Consider the following 18,071-nt stretch of genomic DNA (forward strand, 5'->3'; position numbering starts at 1 on the left):
CCCTTTTTTATTTTCTGCAGTGGAGGTTTGTTTGGCTAATATAGAACAGCAATTGACCGATATCATTCAAGAACCAGTCAATGCACTTGGTTTTGAACTGGTCGGTATTGAATACATTCGTGGCCGTTACCCAGTGTTACGAGTTTATATTGATAGTGAAAATGGTATTACTGTTGATGATTGTGCTGATGTTAGTCGACAAATTAGCGCAGTACTTGATGTCGAAGATCCTATCAAAGATGCCTACAATCTTGAAGTGTCATCGCCGGGTATGGATAGACCACTGTTTACAATTGAACATTATCAACGTTTTATCGGCGAAGAAATCACGGTTAGTTTGCGTATTGCAGTTGCAAATCGTCGTAAGTGGAAAGGACGAATTAAGTCTATCGAAAATGAAATGATTACATTGACCGTGGATGGTAGTGATGAAGTATTTGCTTTTAGTAATATTCAAAAAGCAAATATTGTACCGAATTTTAACCTTAAATAGAGTACGGGTGTAAAGGATGAATAAAGAAATTTTAGCTGTTGTTGAAGCGGTATCAAATGAAAAAGCACTAACGCGAGACAAAATTTTTGAAGCGCTAGAGACAGCATTAGCGACAGCAACCAAAAAGAAACATGCGGTAGATATTGATGTTGTTGTTAAAATTGATCACAAAACAGGTGATTATGACACATTTCGCCGTTGGCAAGTGGTTAATGAAGTCACGCAACCGACTAAAGAAATGACACTCGAAGCTGCGCAGTATGAAGACCCAACAGTGCAAGTTGGTGACTATGTGCAGGAACAAATTGAGTCTGTAGCATTTGACCGTATAACAACGCAAACGGCTAAACAAGTCATCGTACAAAAAGTCCGTGAAGCTGAACGTGCAATGGTAATTGACATGTTCAGAAATCGAATTGGTGATATTGTTACAGGTATTGTTAAAAAGACAAATCGCGATAGCGTTATTCTTGATTTAGGTAACAATGCTGATGCTATGATGTCACGTCATGATATGTTACCACGTGAAAATTTCCGAATTGGTGACCGTGTTCGAGGTATTTTATATCTTGTTGAACAAGATAATAAGCCAGCCCAACTTTGTGTGAGCCGTTCTAATCCTCAAATGATGGAAGAACTTTTCCGCATTGAAGTGCCAGAAATTGGCGAAGAGATGATCGATATTAAAGGTGTGGCACGTGATCCTGGTTCGCGCGCTAAAATCGCTGTTAGCAGCAATGATCGCCGTATCGACCCGGTTGGTGCTTGTGTTGGGATGCGTGGTGCACGTGTTCAAGCGGTATCAAATGAGTTTGGTGGTGAGCGTATCGATATTGTTTTATGGGATGATAACCCGGCACAGTATGTCATTAATGCTATGGCACCTGCTGATGTTGTGTCTATCGTTGTTGATGAAGATAAACATACCATGGATGTTGCAGTTAATGCTGATACATTACCTCAAGCCATTGGTCGTAATGGTCAAAACATTCGTTTAGCTTCACAACTTACCGGTTGGACATTAAATGTGATGAGCACCGAAGATTTGCAAGAAAAACATCATGCAGAATCGTTTGCCGCAATCAGTAATTTAATGAAACATTTAGATATTGACGAAGGTTTAGCCCAACTTTTAGTAGAAGAAGGCTTTACCTCGTTAGAAGAACTTGCTTATGTGCCAGTTGATGAGTTACTTGAAATTGAAGAACTTGATGAAGAGCTGGTTGAAGCATTAAGAAACCGAGCAAAAGATGCACTAACAACTATTGCGCTTGCTCATAGTGGTGATAAAAGACCTGCTCAAGATTTATTAGATCTACCAGGTATGACACAAGAATTAGCCTATCAATTAGCCCAACATGATGTTATTACGTTGGAAGATTTAGCTGAACAAGGTACAGATGATCTTGCTGATATTGAAGGTTTAACAAGCAAACAAGCTGGCGATTTTATTATGGCTGCACGTAATATTTGTTGGTTTGCAAATGAATAATTGAGGGAAAGTAATACATGACCAAAGTATCAATCGAAACACTGGCTCAAGAAATAAATACTCCAGTGCAAACACTTTTGCAACAGTTTGCCGATGCAGGGATGAAAAAAACTGCATCTGATACTGTTACTCAAAAGGAAAAAGAGGCTTTGCTTGCGCACTTAAATCCTCAGCAAGGCCCAACTAAATTAACGTTGCAACGTAAAACGCATTCCACTTTGAATGTGTCAAGTGGCGGTGGAAAGAGTAAAGAAATTAAAGTAGAAGTCCGTAAAAAACGCACTTTTGTTAAACGTGACCCTGCTGAACTTGCCGCCGAGCAAGAAAAGGCTCGCCTTGAAGCTGAACAAAAAGCAAAACAAGAAGCGGAATTAAAAGCACGCAAAGAAGCTGAAGAAAAAGAAAAGCTAGCCGCACAAGAGGCGAAAAAGCGTGAAGAAGCAGAAGCTAAAAAACGCAGCCAGGAACAAAAGGCGAAAGTAGCACAAGAACAGCCAATTGATCCGAAAGTGAAAAAAGCACAAGAAGAAAAAGCACGTTTAGAAGCCGAAGCGAACGAAATCAAACGTAAAGCAGAGGAAGAAAATCGTCGTAAGCTCGAAGAAGAAGCTAAACGTATGGCTGAAGAAGCACGTAAATTAGCTGAGCAATATAGCGATGTTGAGGAAAGTGATAATGGTGATGAAGAAGATTATCATGTCACCACTTCTAAATATGCACGTGCGGCAGAAGATGATACCGATCGCGAAGTTGAAAGTGCTCGTGGCCGTGGTCGCAATACCAAGCAAACTAAACAGAAAAAAGGCAGTAAATTATCTGAAGGCAAAGCTGAGCGTGAAGAAGCTCGTGCGGTTACTCGTGGTAATAATAAAAAGAAAGGGAAAAGCACTTTACAACAAGGCTTTAATAAACCCGTTCAAGCTGTCAATCGTGATGTCATTATTGGTGAAACCATTACCGTTGCTGAACTTGCTAACAAAATGGCCGTAAAAGGTTCAGAAGTGATCAAAACTATGATGAAAATGGGTGCTATGGCAACTATCAATCAAGTTATTGATCAAGAAACCGCACAATTAGTTGCGGAAGAAATGGGACATAAAGTGGTTCTGCGTCGTGAAAATGAGCTTGAAGAATCATTGATGAGCGATCGTGATACAGGTGCTGAAAAAGTATCTCGTGCGCCGGTTGTGACAATTATGGGTCACGTTGACCATGGTAAGACTTCATTGCTTGACTATATCCGAAAAGCTAAAGTGGCATCTGGTGAAGCTGGTGGTATTACCCAGCACATTGGTGCTTATCATGTTAAAACAGCCAATGGCGAAATTACCTTTTTAGATACACCAGGCCATGCCGCATTTACTTCAATGCGTGCTCGTGGTGCAAAAGCAACCGATATTGTGGTATTAGTTGTCGCTGCTGACGATGGTGTGATGCCACAAACTATTGAGGCTATTCAACATGCGAAAGCTGCCAATGTACCTATCGTTGTTGCTGTAAACAAAATTGATAAGCCTGAAGCTGATCCCGAAAGAGTAAAAGGCGAACTTGCTCAATATGGCGTTATGTCAGAAGATTGGGGCGGCGATACGCAATTTGTCCATGTTTCGGCTAAAGCTGGAACAGGTATTGACCAGTTACTTGAAGCCATCTTATTGCAAGCCGAAGTTCTTGAGCTAACTGCATATGAATCAGGTATGGCAAGTGGTGTTGTAATCGAATCTTTCCTTGATAAAGGTCGTGGTTCTGTGGCAACGGTGCTTGTTCAATCCGGTACGTTACGCAAAGGTGATATTGTTCTTTGTGGATTTGAATATGGACGTATTCGTGCAATGCGTAATGAACTAGGTAAAGAAGTTACCGAAGCTGGACCATCTATTCCTGTTGAAATACTAGGTCTATCTGGTGTACCGTCTGCCGGTGATGAAGCAACTGTTGTTCGTGATGAGAAAAAAGCACGTGAAGTAGCTCTTTATCGTCAAGGTAAATTCCGTGATGTTAAATTAGCTCGCCAACAAAAAGCGAAACTGGAAAACATGTTTACTAACATGACCGAAGGTGACGTTTCTGAGCTTAACATCGTACTTAAAGCCGACGTTCAAGGCTCAGTTGAAGCGATTTCTGATTCATTACTTAAACTTTCAACCGATGAAGTTAAAGTTAAAATTATTGGTTCAGGCGTAGGTGGGATCACCGAAACCGACGCATCACTTGCTGCTGCATCAAACGCCATTATTTTAGGATTTAACGTTCGTGCCGATGCATCAGCACGTAAAGTTGTTGAATCTGAAAACTTGGATCTTCGTTATTACTCTGTTATTTATGATTTGATTGACGAAGTGAAACAAGCAATGAGCGGTATGCTTGCGCCAGAATACAAACAAGAAATTATTGGTCTTGCTGAAGTGCGTGATGTGTTTAAATCACCTAAATTTGGTGCGATTGCTGGTTGTATGGTAACTGAAGGTGTCGTTAAACGTCATAACCCTATTCGTGTATTACGTGACAACGTGGTTATCTATGAAGGCGAACTTGAGTCACTACGTCGCTTTAAAGATGATGTCAATGAAGTCCGTAATGGTATGGAATGTGGTATTGGGGTACGTAACTATAACGATGTTCGTGTTGGCGATACTATCGAAGTATTTGAAACTATCGAAATCAAGCGTACGATTTAATCATTACGCTATCATGTTATAAGCAAGGTTTACGCCTTGCTTATTCATATTTTAAGGAATATAGATATGGCAAAAACTTTTAATCGCTCATCTCGGGTAGGACATGAATTGCAAAAAGAGATTGCAATTATTCTTCAACGAGAAATCAAAGATCCTCGTTTAGGTATGGTAACTGTATCTGGCGTAGATATCTCTCGTGATCTCTCCTATGCTAAGATTTTTGTGACTTTTTTGAATGATGACGATCCGCAGGTTATTGAGCAAGGTTTAAAGGTTCTAAATGATGCTAAAGGATACATTCGGTCATTAATTGGCAAAGCGATGCGTTTACGAATTATTCCTGAGATTAAGTTTTTTTATGATGAATCACTTGTTAAAGGTATGCAGATGTCGAATTTGGTATCTGATGTGATCAAACAAGACAATGAACGTCATAAAGATTAACCGTTAAAGTATAGAATCTGAATTTTGTCAAAAGATTTCAGATTTACTATACGTTTCAGTATAAAAATAACATGAAAAATATAAAAAACACTCGCCGTGATCTTCACGGCGTTTTATTGTTAGACAAATCGCAAGGTATGACATCGAACGATGCTTTGCAAAAAGTGAAACGACTGTTGAATGCTAAAAAAGCCGGGCATACTGGTGCACTCGATCCTTTAGCAACTGGCATGTTGCCGATCTGTTTTGGTGAAGCAACTAAATTTTCTCAATATCTATTAGATTCAGATAAACGTTATAAAGTCATTGCTAAATTAGGTGAACGAACTGATACATCTGATGCTGACGGGCAGATTATTTGTACTAAACCGGTGTTAATCGATCAAGCACAAATCGAACAGGCGCTGACTCATTTTCGTGGTGATATTCTACAAGTTCCGACGATGTTTTCAGCTTTGAAGTATCAAGGTAAACCGCTTTATGAATATGCTCGCCAAGGCATTGTGATTGAACGTGAAGCAAGGCCTATTACGGTTTATGAAAATCAATTTATTGAATTTGACGCAACGACTAACCAGTTAACGTTAGAAATACATTGCTCTAAAGGGACTTATATTCGAACGATTATTGATGATTTAGGTGAATTACTCGGCTGTGGTGCACATGTGATTTATTTAAGACGATTACAAGTTTCTAATTACCCTCTTGATAAAATGGTGACACTCGAGGCACTGGAAAATATAGTCGACAAAGATCAATTACTCTTGCCAGTTGATAGCCCATTGCAAGATCGCCCTAAGATTACATTAAACGCTGCGCAAGGGAGTGATATATTACTCGGTCGAACTATTATTATAGATAATAATACGTCAGTTGAAACATTGGTGAGGATTTATCAAGACAATCATTTTATTGGTGCCGGTATTTGGCAGTTTAATAAATTGTCTCCAAAACGGTTAATATCGACATCTTAGCTTCTTAAGCTGTTTATTATCTTGCTATTTGCATATTTATTTAGTGTATAAATATTTTTTCGGTATCAATAATATGGCATTGCTGCGGTGATGCTATATTTTTTTTGATAGTTTCACACATTAGCAACGCAGCTTTTTCGCCCATTTTCAATAATGGTTTATTGATTCTACTTAAAGTATCTAATTCATTATATTGCAACTCTTTAAAATGACTTATATAAGTTATAGTCAAAGGTTTTGCCAATTGAGATTGGCTCTCCTTTGCTTGATGTAATGCGCCAAAAACGGCACGATAATTTGATAGATAATTTTGGTTATGAATATATTTTTTATCCAGATAGTTCAGACTGAGCATATCATCACAAATAATAGCAGTAGGCGGATTGGTACTGTTAAGCAATGACTTTATCGCTAATCGGCCGTGTTCATAGGTAAAACAGTCTTGAATCAGATAATTAGGATCAAATGAGATATTACCCCGATATAAAGCCTGTTGATAGCCTTGTAAAAGTAAACTTGTATTAAATTTGTTTTTATCATTAACTAAAATAGCGATTTTTTTATGATAATGATTAATCAAATATTGGGTGAGCTGATAACCTATCATTAAATGATCAAAGTAAACACATGAAAAATCACGGACAAAGTGGTTAATGAAAATGATAGGTGGTAACGCTTTTTTAAAGGGATATAGATTTTCTAAATAGGGTGCATCATTAATAATGATAATCCCGGCAAACGCGTGTTGAGTTATATATTGTACTAAGTGATAAATATCTGCCTTACCATAATAAGAAAATCTTAAATACTCAAGTTGGTAATTTTCTTTTTGTAATAGGCTTTCTAAGCCAAAATTTATTAAACTTTTACTGATAAGCTGGTTATCAAGTATGAGTATTTTATTACTTTTAATCTCAGTTGTTTGAGCGGTAATGCGGTTAGATGCATCAATATTTAACTCTGCTATTGCTTGGTAAACTCGTGATTGTGTCTGAGCTGATGTGATGCTCGGCGTTCTTAAAACTCGAGAAACAGAAGCAATCGATAGACTCGCTTTTTTAGCAATAGCCGATAAAGTGACTTTGGACATGATAGATTGTTTAGATTGTTTAGATTGTTTTTTATACCTATTACTTTAATAATGATTTGTTTTTTTGTAATGTTTGGAAAATTATTTTTTCGATCTTTGTTCCAAAATATTGGCACATCTTTTTTCCATTATCTTTAGTAATATAGTGGTATAATTACCACAAATTTTTTTTAATTTAGGTTTGATTATGTCTGCATGGAACATTGCCATTGTTGGGGCGACAGGACAAGTTGGTTCTGCGCTAATAGCGTTACTACAACAACGTAGTAGCCAAAACAATAGTTTTGAAATTGAAAATCTTTATGTCGTCGGTAGCGATAATAGCGCTGGCGAAATTATCCGTTTTGCGGGTAAAAATCTAACGGTTATTGATAGTGCGCAAATGGACTTTAGCCAATGCCATTTTGCCTTTTTTGTGGCTGGTAGTAAAACCAGTGAAAAATATGCACAAATTGCAGCAGAGTCAGGCTGTATAGTTATTGATGCCAGTGGTTATTTTGCTCAGCAAGATCATATTCCATTAGTGGTACCTAAAGTTAATAATAGTGTGCTAACTGAATACCGTAATGAAAATATTGTTGCTGTTGCCAGTGCAACAGTATGCCAACTTTTACGCTGCGTAGCATCGCTAACTGAGATTGAATTATTGACCAATCTACATGCGACCAGTTTTATTCCTGCTTCGCTTTATGGTAAACCAGGTGTCGATGAACTTGCCGGACAAAGTGCTCGTTTGTTAAACGGTATGCCGGTCGATAATGAGTTATTTGACAAGCAACTCGCTTTCAATTTATTGCCTGTATCGCATGAGCATCAGGATTTAATGTTAGGTGAGAAAACACAAGTTGATCAAATTCGTAAAGTACTGAGTAACTATGATTTACCTGTTTCGATTGAGTCAGTTATCGTGCCAGTGTTTTATGGATTAGCACAAGCGATTAACGTTTCAAGCAGTTTACCTATTGAGTTAGATGTCGCTCGTTTTAATGAGTTTGGCGTAGAAGTGCAAGAAGATAATTTACCTACGCCAGTAACTGAGGTCAGTCCGGAATCTGAAGATCATTTGGCGATTAAAATTGCAAACTTAAGGCATAGCTACGGTCATTATGAACAAATTCAATTTTGGTCTGTGGCCGATAATGTACGTTATTTAGGTGCATTAATGCTAATTGAGACGCTTGAGATACTGATTAATGACTATCTCTAAAATTGCACTTGGTATACAGTACGACGGAAGTCACTATTTTGGTTGGCAACGTCAGCAGTCTGTAGATTCAGTTCAAGCAAGATTGGAGTCGGCTTTATCTGTTGTCGCTAATGAACCTATCTCGGTTTTTTGTGCTGGACGAACTGACGCCGGTGTTCATGCTACCGGGCAAGTTATTCACTTTGAAACACAAGCGCAGCGTTCAGATAGTGCATGGACAATGGGGGTAAATTCTCATTTACCCGCCAATATTGCAGTACGTTGGGCACTACCTGTTGAAGCAAGTTTTCATGCGCGTTTTAGTGCGACAGCCCGACGTTATCGGTACGTGATTTATAATCATCGTTACCGACCAGCGATTTTGGCTAAAGGTATATCGCATTACCATTTACCGTTGAATGAAAATTTAATGCATCAGGCGGCTCAATATTTACTGGGTGAAAATGATTTTTCATCGTTTAGAGCTGCTCAGTGTCAATCTTTAACACCTTGGCGTAATATTCATCATATCGAAGTTAGTCGACAAGGCGAATATGTAATTGTCGACATTAAAGCTAATGCTTTTGTGCATCATATGGTGCGAAATATCGTTGGTAGTTTGTTAGAAGTAGGGGCGGGTAATCAACCTCCACAATGGATTGATGATTTATTAAAAGCAAAAGATCGAACGCAAGCAGCTGCTACGGCTAAACCCGAAGGGTTGTATTTAGTACAAGTGGACTATCCATTAGAATATCAAATACCGAAATGTGATTTAGGACCGTTATTTTTACAGTAAGCTTACTGGCTTAATACGAATTAAATTTAAACAAAAAGATGAATGCAATGAATACTGATGAAACAATTTCCAGTAAAGATTCGAAAAATCAAGAAGCAAAGAAATCTAAGCTACATAATATAAAATTACCGCCTCATTCTATTGAGGCAGAACAAGCTGTGCTTGGTAGCTTAATGCTCGATAACCAGCGTTGGGATTTAGTTGCTGAAATGATTACTGAACGGGATTTTTATTCTCGTCATCACCAGTTGATTTTTTCCGAAATGCATACTTTAGTCGGTAAAGGTACACCGATTGATTTAATTACCCTTTCTGAAAGTTTGGAAAGTAAAGATTTACTGGCTGATGTGGGTGGTTTTGCTTATTTAGCTGAACTTTCGAAAAATACACCGAGTGCAATTAATGTCATTGCTTATAGTGACATTATTCGTCAGCAAGCTATTTTACGGGAATTAATAAGCGCTTCGAATGATATTGCTGACAACTGTTATGCAACTGAAGGGCGTGATAGTACTGAAATTTTAGATTTGGCTGAAAGTAAGATATTCCAAATAGCGGAAAGTCGAACTAAACAAGGCGAAGGCCCTAAAAGTATTACAGAAGTGCTAGAGGCCACCGTTGCCAAAATTGAAGAGCTGTTTCAACGTCCTCATGACGGTGTGACAGGGGTTTCAACCGGTTTCTTAGATTTGGATAAAAAAACGGCTGGTTTACAACGTTCTGACTTAATTATTATTGCCGCAAGACCGTCAATGGGGAAAACAACCTTTGCGATGAATTTATGCGAAAATGCGGCAATGATGCAAGAAAAGCCAGTGTTAATATTTAGTTTAGAGATGCCTTCAGAACAAATTATGATGCGTATGTTGGCTTCGCTTTCTCGCGTTGATCAAACCCGCATCCGTACCGGTCAATTGCAAGATGATGATTGGGCTAGAATTTCAAGTACGATGGGACTACTGCTTGAGAAAAAAAATATCTATATCGATGATTCATCCGGATTAACGCCAATGGAGTTACGTTCCCGGGCAAGACGTATTTATCGTGAGCATAAAGGTTTGAGTATGATTATGGTCGATTATTTGCAGTTAATGCGAGTACCGAACATGTCAGAAAATCGAACGTTAGAAATTGCTGAAATATCACGTTCATTAAAAGCATTAGCTAAAGAGTTACAAATTCCTGTCGTTGCACTTTCTCAGCTTAATCGTAGCCTTGAACAGCGTGCAGATAAAAGGCCGGTTAACTCTGATTTACGTGAATCAGGCTCTATAGAGCAAGATGCCGATGTTATTATGTTTATCTATCGTGATGAAGTTTATAATGAAGCTTCCGAACATAAAGGCATTGCCGAAATTATTTTAGGAAAACAGCGTAATGGTCCGATAGGTAAAGTTCGCTTGAAATTCCAAGGGCAATTTTCACGTTTTGATAATTATGCTGACTCCAGTAAATATATGGATGATGAATAATTTTTAATACTAACTTAATACGTGCTGCGTAAAGGTAAAAATAAGGTAACCTTTTACCTTTACGCAATTTTCTTATGATTTGGATTTGCGATTAACCATTAACGAGTAGCACTGAGCAATGACAAAAATTGCCGCTTGTAAAATGACGATACAAGCACTGGTTGAAGCATCTAAATGATAACTAATTAATGTCCCGACAACCGTTGAAAAAACGGAAACCAACAATGCGATAATTAACATTTTTTCAAAACGTTTAGTCATTAAAAATGCCGTAATACCCGGTGCAATCAGCATAGCAATAACCAAGATAACCCCAGCCGCTTTTAGCGATCCGACAATGGTTAAGGCTAAAATACTCAAAAGCCCATAATGTAAAAGCCTCACCGGTAAGCCAACGACTCTGGCTTGCACCGGATCGAAGCAGTAGAGCATAAGATCACGGCGCTTGACAATAATGATTATTGAAACAATTGCAGAAATTAAAATAATTTGCTTAAGCTCATCATAACTTGTACCTAGTACACTACCAAATAGAATGTGGTTTAAGTGTTGTGAGGTATCGACTTTAGAAAATAGGACTAAGCCAAATGCAAACATACCGGAAAACACTATTCCCATTACAGTATCTTCTTTGATTCGGCTGTTTTGTTTAATATAACCGGTTGCAACTGAACAAAAAAGACCCGACAAAAATGCTCCAATAATAATCGGAATACCAGCCAAAAATGCAAGAACAATACCGGGTAAAACCGCATGTGAAATTGCATCGCCCATTAATGACCAACCTTTCAAAACTAAAAAGCAAGACAGAAGTGCACAAACAATGCCGGTAGCCATAGCAGCTAAGATTGCTCGTTGAATAAGCGGAATAGTTAAAGGGTGACAAAAAAATTGCCATAATAGATCTGTCATATTTTCACCCCACTATTTAGTTTACTTTGTCTGATTTTTCGACGGTTTGAAATTAATCCTTGTTGCGGTGCGAATAAAAATGCGGTGATAAAGATTAATGTTTGTAGAGTAACAATTACCCCACCTGTTTCACCGTCTAAAAAGTAACTGATATAAGCACCAATTGCACTGGTTAATGTTCCAATAACAACCGCAATTACCAATAAATGTGAAAATCGATTAGTTAGTAGATATGCGGTTGCGCCGGGAGTGACAACCATTGCAATAACTAAAATGGCTCCTACAGTTTGTAAAGCCGCTACAGTACAAGCGCTTAAAATAGTGAAAAAAAGGATTTTAAGTGGCAATGGTTTGAGGCCGATAGATCTGGCATGCGTTTCATCAAAAAAAACGACTAATAAGTCTTTCCAGCAAAATAGAAGCAAGGTAAATGATACTAGGATAATAATCTGAACTTGCCACATATCGTTATCATCAATACCTAAAATATTACCAAAGATAATGGTTTGAGCATTCACTGAAGTAGGATTTAACGAAATAATTAATAAACCGATTGCAAAAAACGTCGAAAAGATAAAACCAATAATGGCATCTTCTTTTAATCGGGTAATTGCTCTTACAATGGTTATAGATAACGCTGCCAGTAAGCCCGTAAAAAATGCACCAACAGAGTAGGGTAAACCTAGTGCATAAGCTCCGGCAACCCCAGGTACTACCGAGTGTGAAAGTGCATCCCCCATAAGTGACCAACCTTTTAACATTAAAAAGGCCGACAAAAATGCACAAGCACCACCAACAATACTACTAACCCAAATGGCTTTCAACATAAAACCGTAGGTGAATGGTTCAAGGAGTAGTTCCATTTATTGTTGTCCTTTAGGTTCATGACCGTGATGTTCGATAAGTAAATCTTGATGAGGTGAATCATTTTTTCCTTCACCATAGAAGATTGCCGCTCGTTCATCATCTGTTAATATTGATACCTTGCGCGGGTCTTGATCATCATGTAATTTATCTCCCGATAAACTTAAATAACGTAAGGCACCACCAAAGGTTGTCATTAAATTTTGTGGCGTGAAAGTTGATTCTGTTGATCCAAATGCAAGTACAGTTTGGTTGATCAATACCACTTGATCACAAAATTCCGGCACACTGCCTAAATTGTGCGTTGAAACTAATATTAAATGCCCATCGTTGCGAAGATCTTTTAGTAAGTCGATAATTGCGTTTTCAGTTTTCACATCTACACCGGTAAACGGCTCATCTAATAATAAGACTTTTCCTTGTTGAGCTAATGCTCTGGCTAAAAATACTCGCTTTTTTTGCCCACCGGAAAGCTCACCAATTTGGCGATGCTTAAAATCCAACATATTGACACGATCAAGGGCAAGATCGACCTGTTTTTTGTCTTCTTGACTGGCGATGCGTAAAAAAGACATGTGCCCATAGCGTCCCATCATAACCACATCGGAAACTAATACCGGAAAATCCCAATCAACTTCTTCTGTTTGCGGCACGTAAGCAATAATATTTTGTTTTAAAGCCTGTTTGACCGGGATATCATTAAATGTTACTTTTCCTTTAGTTGGTCGTATCATTCCCATGATGCTTTTAAACAGTGTTGATTTTCCGCTACCATTGACGCCCACTAAAGCGCATATGGTACCGCCAGTTAAGCTAAAACTAGCATCATGTATCGCTGTGTGACCATTGTTATATGTCACAGTTATGTCTTGAACGTTTAGGCTGATTGGCGTCATTAGTTTTCAAACCCCTTAGCAATAGTTTCAACTGTAACTTTCAGTAAATCAATATATGTGGGTACCGGACCGTCTTGAGTTGAAAGCGAATCAACATATAATACGCCACCATATTTGGCACCGGTTTCTTTACTAACTTGTTTGGCAGGTTTATCTGAGATAGTGCTTTCACTAAATACAACCGGAATCTGATTTGCTCTAACGAGATCAATTAAATTTTTTACTTGTTTTGGTGTGCCTTGTTGTTCTGCATTGATTGGCCATAAATAGGCTTCTTTAAGATTATAATCCCTTGCCAAATAACTAAATGCCCCTTCACTGGTAACTAACCAACGTTGTGATTCCGGAATTTTGGCTAAACGTTCACGCAGTGGCGCATCAAGAGCTTTTATTTTTGCAATATATTCTGCGGCATTTTTATTGTAAGTTTCGGCATTTTTTGGATCATATTTAACCAAAGCTGCACGAATATTTTCGATATAAGTTAGCGCTAAAGTTGGCGACATCCATGCATGTGGGTTGGGATTGCCTTTATAGCTACCTTCTTGGATCGGCATTGGCTCGATACCTTCAGTTACAACAACCGATGGAACATCTTTGATATCGACATAAAATCGTTTAAACCAAAGTTCTAAATTAAGCCCGTTCCATAAAACGAGGTCGGCAGAAAGCACCTTAGTAATATCTTGAGGTGTTGGATCGTATTCATGAATTTCAGCGCCGACTTTGGTAATTGATTCGACATCCGCTGCATCGCCAGCCACGTTTTGTGCAATATCTTGAATAACGGTAAATGTGGTAACAACTTTAAACTTTCTTTCTTCTGCGGTGGCTGAACCCGTGAACCCTGTAAGGATGATTAAAGAGCTAAGTAGCATCTTTAATAAAGATGCACGGCTTCTTAGAAAATTGAATTTCATTAGCGACTCCTTTTTTATAATATATTCTTGAGGTTAATCAAGATACAAAAAAACAGTAATTGAATTGAAGGAATAGGTAAAGTGAAATCCTTTTCATTACTACTCCAACATAACTATTTTAGAAAGTTAAAGCAATTGCTTTAAATGCTAATGAGAATTATTATCATTTAAGATATAAAAGTCAATTTATTTTGACTAAATGTGTGAAGCGCTTAATAAATTACTTCTGTTACTTATTATAAATTAATGTTTTAAAAAAAGAGAGATAGTTATGTCTATTTTAATGATAGATAATGCTTTGATTTATTTAATCACATTCCCGATAAATGGGAATGTGATTGATGATTATAACAGTGGTTTTATTTAGAAAGAGTAACGATACCCACCGTTAATTTGTAAAAGATCGAATCGATTTCCTTTTGAACTTTCTAAATCAAAATAAATAGTGTGTTGTTGATTGAGTTGCGCACTCATACCGACACTATTATTCCACCAGTTTCCTTTAAAAGAGTGGCTCTGTTTACTGGTATTGAGTTTATAGTAAGTATCACCATCGAATTCACGGATTATACCTGTTTTGGCATAGAGATTGATTTTACTATTATCAGTATTAATTTCATAACCAAAAAGTGCCGATGCTCTGCCCATTAAAGAGTTATAGTTGCCCAACTTAACATTAAGTCCATTTGATGCATGAATTAATTTACCATTTTGATGACTATATGATAGTTGTGACTGTGGTTCAATATAAAAATTGTTGAATCTAAATTTCTTACCAAACTCAATCGATGCACTTAATCCATTGGTACGACCTGAACCTTGTATCACATCATTGGCAGTATCTTTTACTTTAAAATGATTCTTTTGACGAGCATATTTTGCAATACCATCAATATACCAGCCGTTATTATCTAAATAAGTTGCATACAAACCGGTGTTAAACGATCTTAAAGAGCCATCGCCTTTACGATAATCTGGATCGCCGTAAGTCTGACCAACAAAAGCACCAATTACAAAAGGAGATTGTTCAGATAATTGTTTATCAATACCAAATTGGAATCCATGATAATTCATATCAAATTTACTTAAATTACCACCAGCGAAAGAGTCTAATTTACCTGAAAAAGCTCTTAACCACACATCACCAAATTCGCCACTATTACGCATATCCCCTAAACGTTTAAGTAAGGTTTGGTTTTCTACATAACTCATTAAATAATTTGCATTAAGAAAATTTGCACTCGCATCAGCACTTGAGCTAATTTGCGGTTTTTGATTTATGTTTTTATCATCTTTTTTGCCCGTGCTGGCTAAGATCCACTCATTTTCTTGTTTATTTAACTGATAAACGTAACCACCCAATTCAATTGCGTGATTGGTTTTAAAAGTCGCAGTATTGGTTACGGCATGATTATCTATTTCAACTAAGGTTAATTTTTCCTTTCCGGTTGTTTCACTTGCACCATTATTCGTTAAGATTAAGGTGTGCACACCTTCGGCTGATGTGTTGCGAGATACGGCTTCAGGGAATTTTGTAATGATAATTTTGTCACCTTTTTGTGCCACAATATCGGTACGTAAATGAAAAGTTGTTTCCCCTTTTAAGCTCTCAATTTTTAGCTCACCATAACGATCATCTGCACTATCATTATTGATAAATTTTACATCACCGCGACCGGATAATTCTGTTATTTCAGAAATCTTGTCATTAATCTCCCAAAAGGCGCCTTTGGCTAGATTCATTTTTATGATTCCGGTTCTATCTTCACCTTCCTCCGGTTCATCATCATCTGGATCGCCAAAACTTAAAACGGTGCCGGTAATTTTTGACCCTTTGGCTAAATCTAAGATGATAGTTCCGCCATATCCCGCAAGAATAGTGCCGTTTATTATTGATTTATTATTTATTTTTGCTAAACCAGAACCAATGACGTAAATGCTACCATCAATAACTGAATCGTCATTTAATGTTAAAAAAGCGTTACTAATATACATTGCAGTATGGTCTTCATGGTTATTGCTAAAACTTATATTTGTTTTGCCATTAACAGTCAGCGAAGCTTGACGATTCAAATAAATTGTTCCAATACCTTCATTGGATGAGTTCATTGTTAAATTCTCATTAACGGTTAAGTCATCTCCTTGCAAATATAATGGTATGCTTTCCTCCCCTTGCATATCGATTAAAAGATTACCTTTAATTAAAGTTGAACTGATTCCATCGGGAGAATCTGAACCTATGCCTACAAAAATAGATTGACCAGATAGATCATCTTGCTCCGTTTTTTTGATGGTTACATCTTTTTCAAAAATAGTGTTACTATTTTTGATTATATTAATACCTATATGAGTACCATAATTGGTTACATCGTAATTATGCGTAATGGGAATATTTACATTTTCAGAAAAGGTTTGAGTTCCTTGCAAAGTTAAAGCCGTAGACGTGACTGGTAGGGTTATAGCTAATCCTGCTAATAATTTATATTTCATTGTTTCATCCTTTTTGTAAATCGGATAAATATTAACAAATGATCAAATAATTTACAAAAATATGATGTATGATGAATTAATTATTTATAATAGATCATTATAAATTAGTTATTTTCTATCGTTTGTCATATCAAAAATATCCATTTTAAATCAGTATTAGTCGATAATTTAGTCATTTGCATTTCAATTTTTTTCTTAACTCCTTGGAGGTTAGCATGAAACTACGTAAAGTCATGATTATTGGCGTTGGTAATGTAGGTTCAACCACCGCATATACATTAGTTAACCGTGGTATTTGTGAAGAAATTGTACTGGTTGATATAAATAAAGAGAGAACTTATGGCCATGCGCAAGATTTGTTGGATGCAGCAGCTTATCGACAAAATATGATTAAAGTTAGTTTACGTGAGTCAACTGATTGTGCGGATATTGATATCGCTATAATTACTGTAACATCAGGTTTAGCGCAAAAAAGCCGAGCTGAAGAGTTAGCTGGTACATCTAAAATTGTTGCAACAATAGTACCGAATATGATGAAAAATGGTTTTAAAGGTATTTTTTTAGTGGCGACTAATCCTTGTGATGCGATCACTTACCAAGTTTGGCAATTATCGGGGTTGCCACGTCATCGGGTTATTGGTACGGGTGTTTGGCTTGATACAGTGAGGTTACGCCGTTTGTTAGGCGAACAAATGGATATTGGTCCACAAAGTATTGATGCTTTTATTGTGGGCGAGCATGGTGATTCACAATTTCCCGTTTGGTCACATTCATCTGTTTATGGCATTAACCTTAATCATGTAGAAAAAAACCGAATCGATTTTAATGATATTGGCAGTAAAGCAAAAAATAAAGGTTTTGAAATTGCCAAATTTAAACATTGTACCGAATATGGTATAGCCAGCACGATTACTGAAATTTGCCAACATATTTTTACCAATAGTCATAGAGCGTTAGCGCTAAGTTGTATATTGAATGGTGAGTATGGTTACAAAGATGTGGCAATTGGTGTGCCGGCTATTTTAGATCAGCATGGTATCAAAAAAATTATCGAATTAGATTTTTCAGATAATGAAAAGCAGCTATTTAAAAATAGTGTCGAGATTATTAAAGGCTATATTGCGCATATTAAATAGTCGTGATTGAGGCATTGTCTATTTTATACTAAGTAAACGGCTTACTTGCTAAGAACGCTAATAACATTTAGCGTTCTTTAAAATAAACTTGTGGTAACGTTTCAGTCGTAAAAGGTATCGTCAATGTGGGCAGGCTCAGGTAAAGTTCATCACATAATGTAGTACTTTCGTTGTTGAGTTTCTGTCGATCAGTTTGTTTTTGAACTTAAAAGTAATTTGAATTGT

At 37.1% G+C, this 18,071-nt stretch carries 15 protein-coding genes; 9 read left to right on the forward strand and 6 right to left on the reverse strand.

Annotated features, from left to right (window positions below; all coding sequences use genetic code 11):
* The first annotated feature begins 31 nt into the window (after nucleotides 1-31).
* From rimP to truB, 5 genes are all read left to right on the forward strand, one after another.
* On the forward strand, nucleotides 32-493 hold the full coding sequence (gene rimP, locus J3U42_RS02015) for a ribosome maturation factor RimP (protein ID WP_220217799.1): 462 nt from the start codon (nucleotides 32-34) through the stop codon (nucleotides 491-493).
* Nucleotides 494-509: 16 nt separating this feature from the next.
* On the forward strand, nucleotides 510-1,985 hold the full coding sequence (gene nusA, locus J3U42_RS02020; RefSeq protein ID WP_267329793.1) for a transcription termination factor NusA: 1,476 nt from the start codon (nucleotides 510-512) through the stop codon (nucleotides 1,983-1,985).
* A 17-nt stretch (nucleotides 1,986-2,002) separates the two neighbouring features.
* Nucleotides 2,003-4,663 (forward strand): translation initiation factor IF-2, encoded by a 2,661-nt coding sequence (infB, locus tag J3U42_RS02025; protein ID WP_220217797.1) that lies wholly within the window; start codon nucleotides 2,003-2,005, stop codon nucleotides 4,661-4,663.
* A gap of 66 nt (nucleotides 4,664-4,729) precedes the next feature.
* On the forward strand, nucleotides 4,730-5,107 hold the full coding sequence (gene rbfA / locus J3U42_RS02030) for a 30S ribosome-binding factor RbfA (RefSeq protein WP_220217796.1): 378 nt from the start codon (nucleotides 4,730-4,732) through the stop codon (nucleotides 5,105-5,107).
* 71 nt (nucleotides 5,108-5,178) lie between these two features.
* Complete coding sequence (truB, locus tag J3U42_RS02035) at nucleotides 5,179-6,081, forward strand: tRNA pseudouridine(55) synthase TruB (RefSeq protein ID WP_267329794.1); 903 nt, start codon at nucleotides 5,179-5,181, stop codon at nucleotides 6,079-6,081.
* 40 nt (nucleotides 6,082-6,121) lie between these two features.
* On the opposite strand, the gene J3U42_RS02040 is transcribed toward truB, so the two are convergent.
* Entirely contained in the window at nucleotides 6,122-7,171 is a 1,050-nt protein-coding gene (locus J3U42_RS02040) for a LacI family DNA-binding transcriptional regulator (protein WP_267335223.1), read from the reverse strand.
* Nucleotides 7,172-7,358: 187 nt separating this feature from the next.
* On the opposite strand from J3U42_RS02040, the gene J3U42_RS02045 reads away from it, so the two are divergent.
* From J3U42_RS02045 to dnaB, 3 genes are read left to right on the forward strand one after another with little or no spacing between them, the layout of a single operon-like run.
* A complete protein-coding gene (locus J3U42_RS02045) occupies nucleotides 7,359-8,378 on the forward strand; it encodes an aspartate-semialdehyde dehydrogenase (protein WP_220217793.1) in 1,020 nt (339 codons plus the stop codon).
* Nucleotides 8,365-9,156: a tRNA pseudouridine(38-40) synthase TruA gene (gene truA, locus J3U42_RS02050; protein WP_267329796.1), complete on the forward strand. Its 792-nt coding sequence runs from the start codon at nucleotides 8,365-8,367 to the stop codon at nucleotides 9,154-9,156. The genes J3U42_RS02045 and truA overlap by 14 nt, the downstream gene beginning before the upstream one ends.
* Nucleotides 9,157-9,203: 47 nt before the next feature.
* Entirely contained in the window at nucleotides 9,204-10,628 is a 1,425-nt protein-coding gene (gene dnaB, locus J3U42_RS02055) for a replicative DNA helicase (protein ID WP_267329797.1), read from the forward strand.
* Between the two features lie 72 nt (nucleotides 10,629-10,700).
* Here dnaB and J3U42_RS02060 read toward each other — a convergent pair whose 3' ends face one another.
* The 5 genes from J3U42_RS02060 to J3U42_RS02080 form a co-directional block, all read right to left on the reverse strand.
* Nucleotides 10,701-11,540, reverse strand: coding sequence for a metal ABC transporter permease (locus tag J3U42_RS02060; protein ID WP_267335225.1), 840 nt, complete (start codon nucleotides 11,538-11,540; stop codon nucleotides 10,701-10,703).
* On the reverse strand, nucleotides 11,537-12,403 hold the full coding sequence (locus tag J3U42_RS02065; RefSeq protein ID WP_267335227.1) for a metal ABC transporter permease: 867 nt from the start codon (nucleotides 12,401-12,403) through the stop codon (nucleotides 11,537-11,539). Before J3U42_RS02065 ends, J3U42_RS02060 begins: the two co-directional genes overlap by 4 nt.
* A complete protein-coding gene (locus J3U42_RS02070) occupies nucleotides 12,404-13,300 on the reverse strand; it encodes a manganese/iron ABC transporter ATP-binding protein (protein ID WP_267329799.1) in 897 nt (298 codons plus the stop codon).
* Complete coding sequence (locus J3U42_RS02075; RefSeq protein WP_255556233.1) at nucleotides 13,300-14,178, reverse strand: metal ABC transporter substrate-binding protein; 879 nt, start codon at nucleotides 14,176-14,178, stop codon at nucleotides 13,300-13,302. The genes J3U42_RS02070 and J3U42_RS02075 overlap by 1 nt, the downstream gene beginning before the upstream one ends.
* A 405-nt stretch (nucleotides 14,179-14,583) precedes the next feature.
* Nucleotides 14,584-16,710 (reverse strand): autotransporter outer membrane beta-barrel domain-containing protein, encoded by a 2,127-nt coding sequence (locus J3U42_RS02080; RefSeq protein WP_267335229.1) that lies wholly within the window; start codon nucleotides 16,708-16,710, stop codon nucleotides 14,584-14,586.
* A gap of 215 nt (nucleotides 16,711-16,925) precedes the next feature.
* Between J3U42_RS02080 and J3U42_RS02085 the strand changes: the two genes are divergently transcribed.
* A complete protein-coding gene (locus tag J3U42_RS02085; RefSeq protein ID WP_267335231.1) occupies nucleotides 16,926-17,846 on the forward strand; it encodes an L-lactate dehydrogenase in 921 nt (306 codons plus the stop codon).
* The last annotated feature ends 225 nt before the right edge of the window (nucleotides 17,847-18,071 follow it).

This window comes from Gilliamella sp. B2923, assembly GCF_026536565.1.
Taxonomy (GTDB): domain Bacteria; phylum Pseudomonadota; class Gammaproteobacteria; order Enterobacterales; family Orbaceae; genus Gilliamella.

Bases quoted from the DNA above. Each gene is read 5' to 3' on its own strand.
- J3U42_RS02045 (WP_220217793.1), top strand. From the start codon at position 7,359: ATGTCTGCATGGAACATTGCCATTGTTGGGGCGACAGGACAAGTTGGT.
- rbfA (WP_220217796.1), top strand. From the start codon at position 4,730: ATGGCAAAAACTTTTAATCGCTCATCTCGGGTAGGACATGAATTGCAA.
- truB (WP_267329794.1), top strand. From the start codon at position 5,179: ATGAAAAATATAAAAAACACTCGCCGTGATCTTCACGGCGTTTTATTG.
- J3U42_RS02065 (WP_267335227.1), bottom strand. From the start codon at position 12,403: ATGGAACTACTCCTTGAACCATTCACCTACGGTTTTATGTTGAAAGCC.
- dnaB (WP_267329797.1), top strand. From the start codon at position 9,204: ATGAATACTGATGAAACAATTTCCAGTAAAGATTCGAAAAATCAAGAA.
- infB (WP_220217797.1), top strand. From the start codon at position 2,003: ATGACCAAAGTATCAATCGAAACACTGGCTCAAGAAATAAATACTCCA.
- J3U42_RS02080 (WP_267335229.1), bottom strand. From the start codon at position 16,710: ATGAAATATAAATTATTAGCAGGATTAGCTATAACCCTACCAGTCACG.
- nusA (WP_267329793.1), top strand. From the start codon at position 510: ATGAATAAAGAAATTTTAGCTGTTGTTGAAGCGGTATCAAATGAAAAA.
- J3U42_RS02075 (WP_255556233.1), bottom strand. From the start codon at position 14,178: ATGCTACTTAGCTCTTTAATCATCCTTACAGGGTTCACGGGTTCAGCC.
- J3U42_RS02070 (WP_267329799.1), bottom strand. From the start codon at position 13,300: ATGACGCCAATCAGCCTAAACGTTCAAGACATAACTGTGACATATAAC.
- J3U42_RS02085 (WP_267335231.1), top strand. From the start codon at position 16,926: ATGAAACTACGTAAAGTCATGATTATTGGCGTTGGTAATGTAGGTTCA.
- truA (WP_267329796.1), top strand. From the start codon at position 8,365: ATGACTATCTCTAAAATTGCACTTGGTATACAGTACGACGGAAGTCAC.
- J3U42_RS02060 (WP_267335225.1), bottom strand. From the start codon at position 11,540: ATGACAGATCTATTATGGCAATTTTTTTGTCACCCTTTAACTATTCCG.
- J3U42_RS02040 (WP_267335223.1), bottom strand. From the start codon at position 7,171: ATGTCCAAAGTCACTTTATCGGCTATTGCTAAAAAAGCGAGTCTATCG.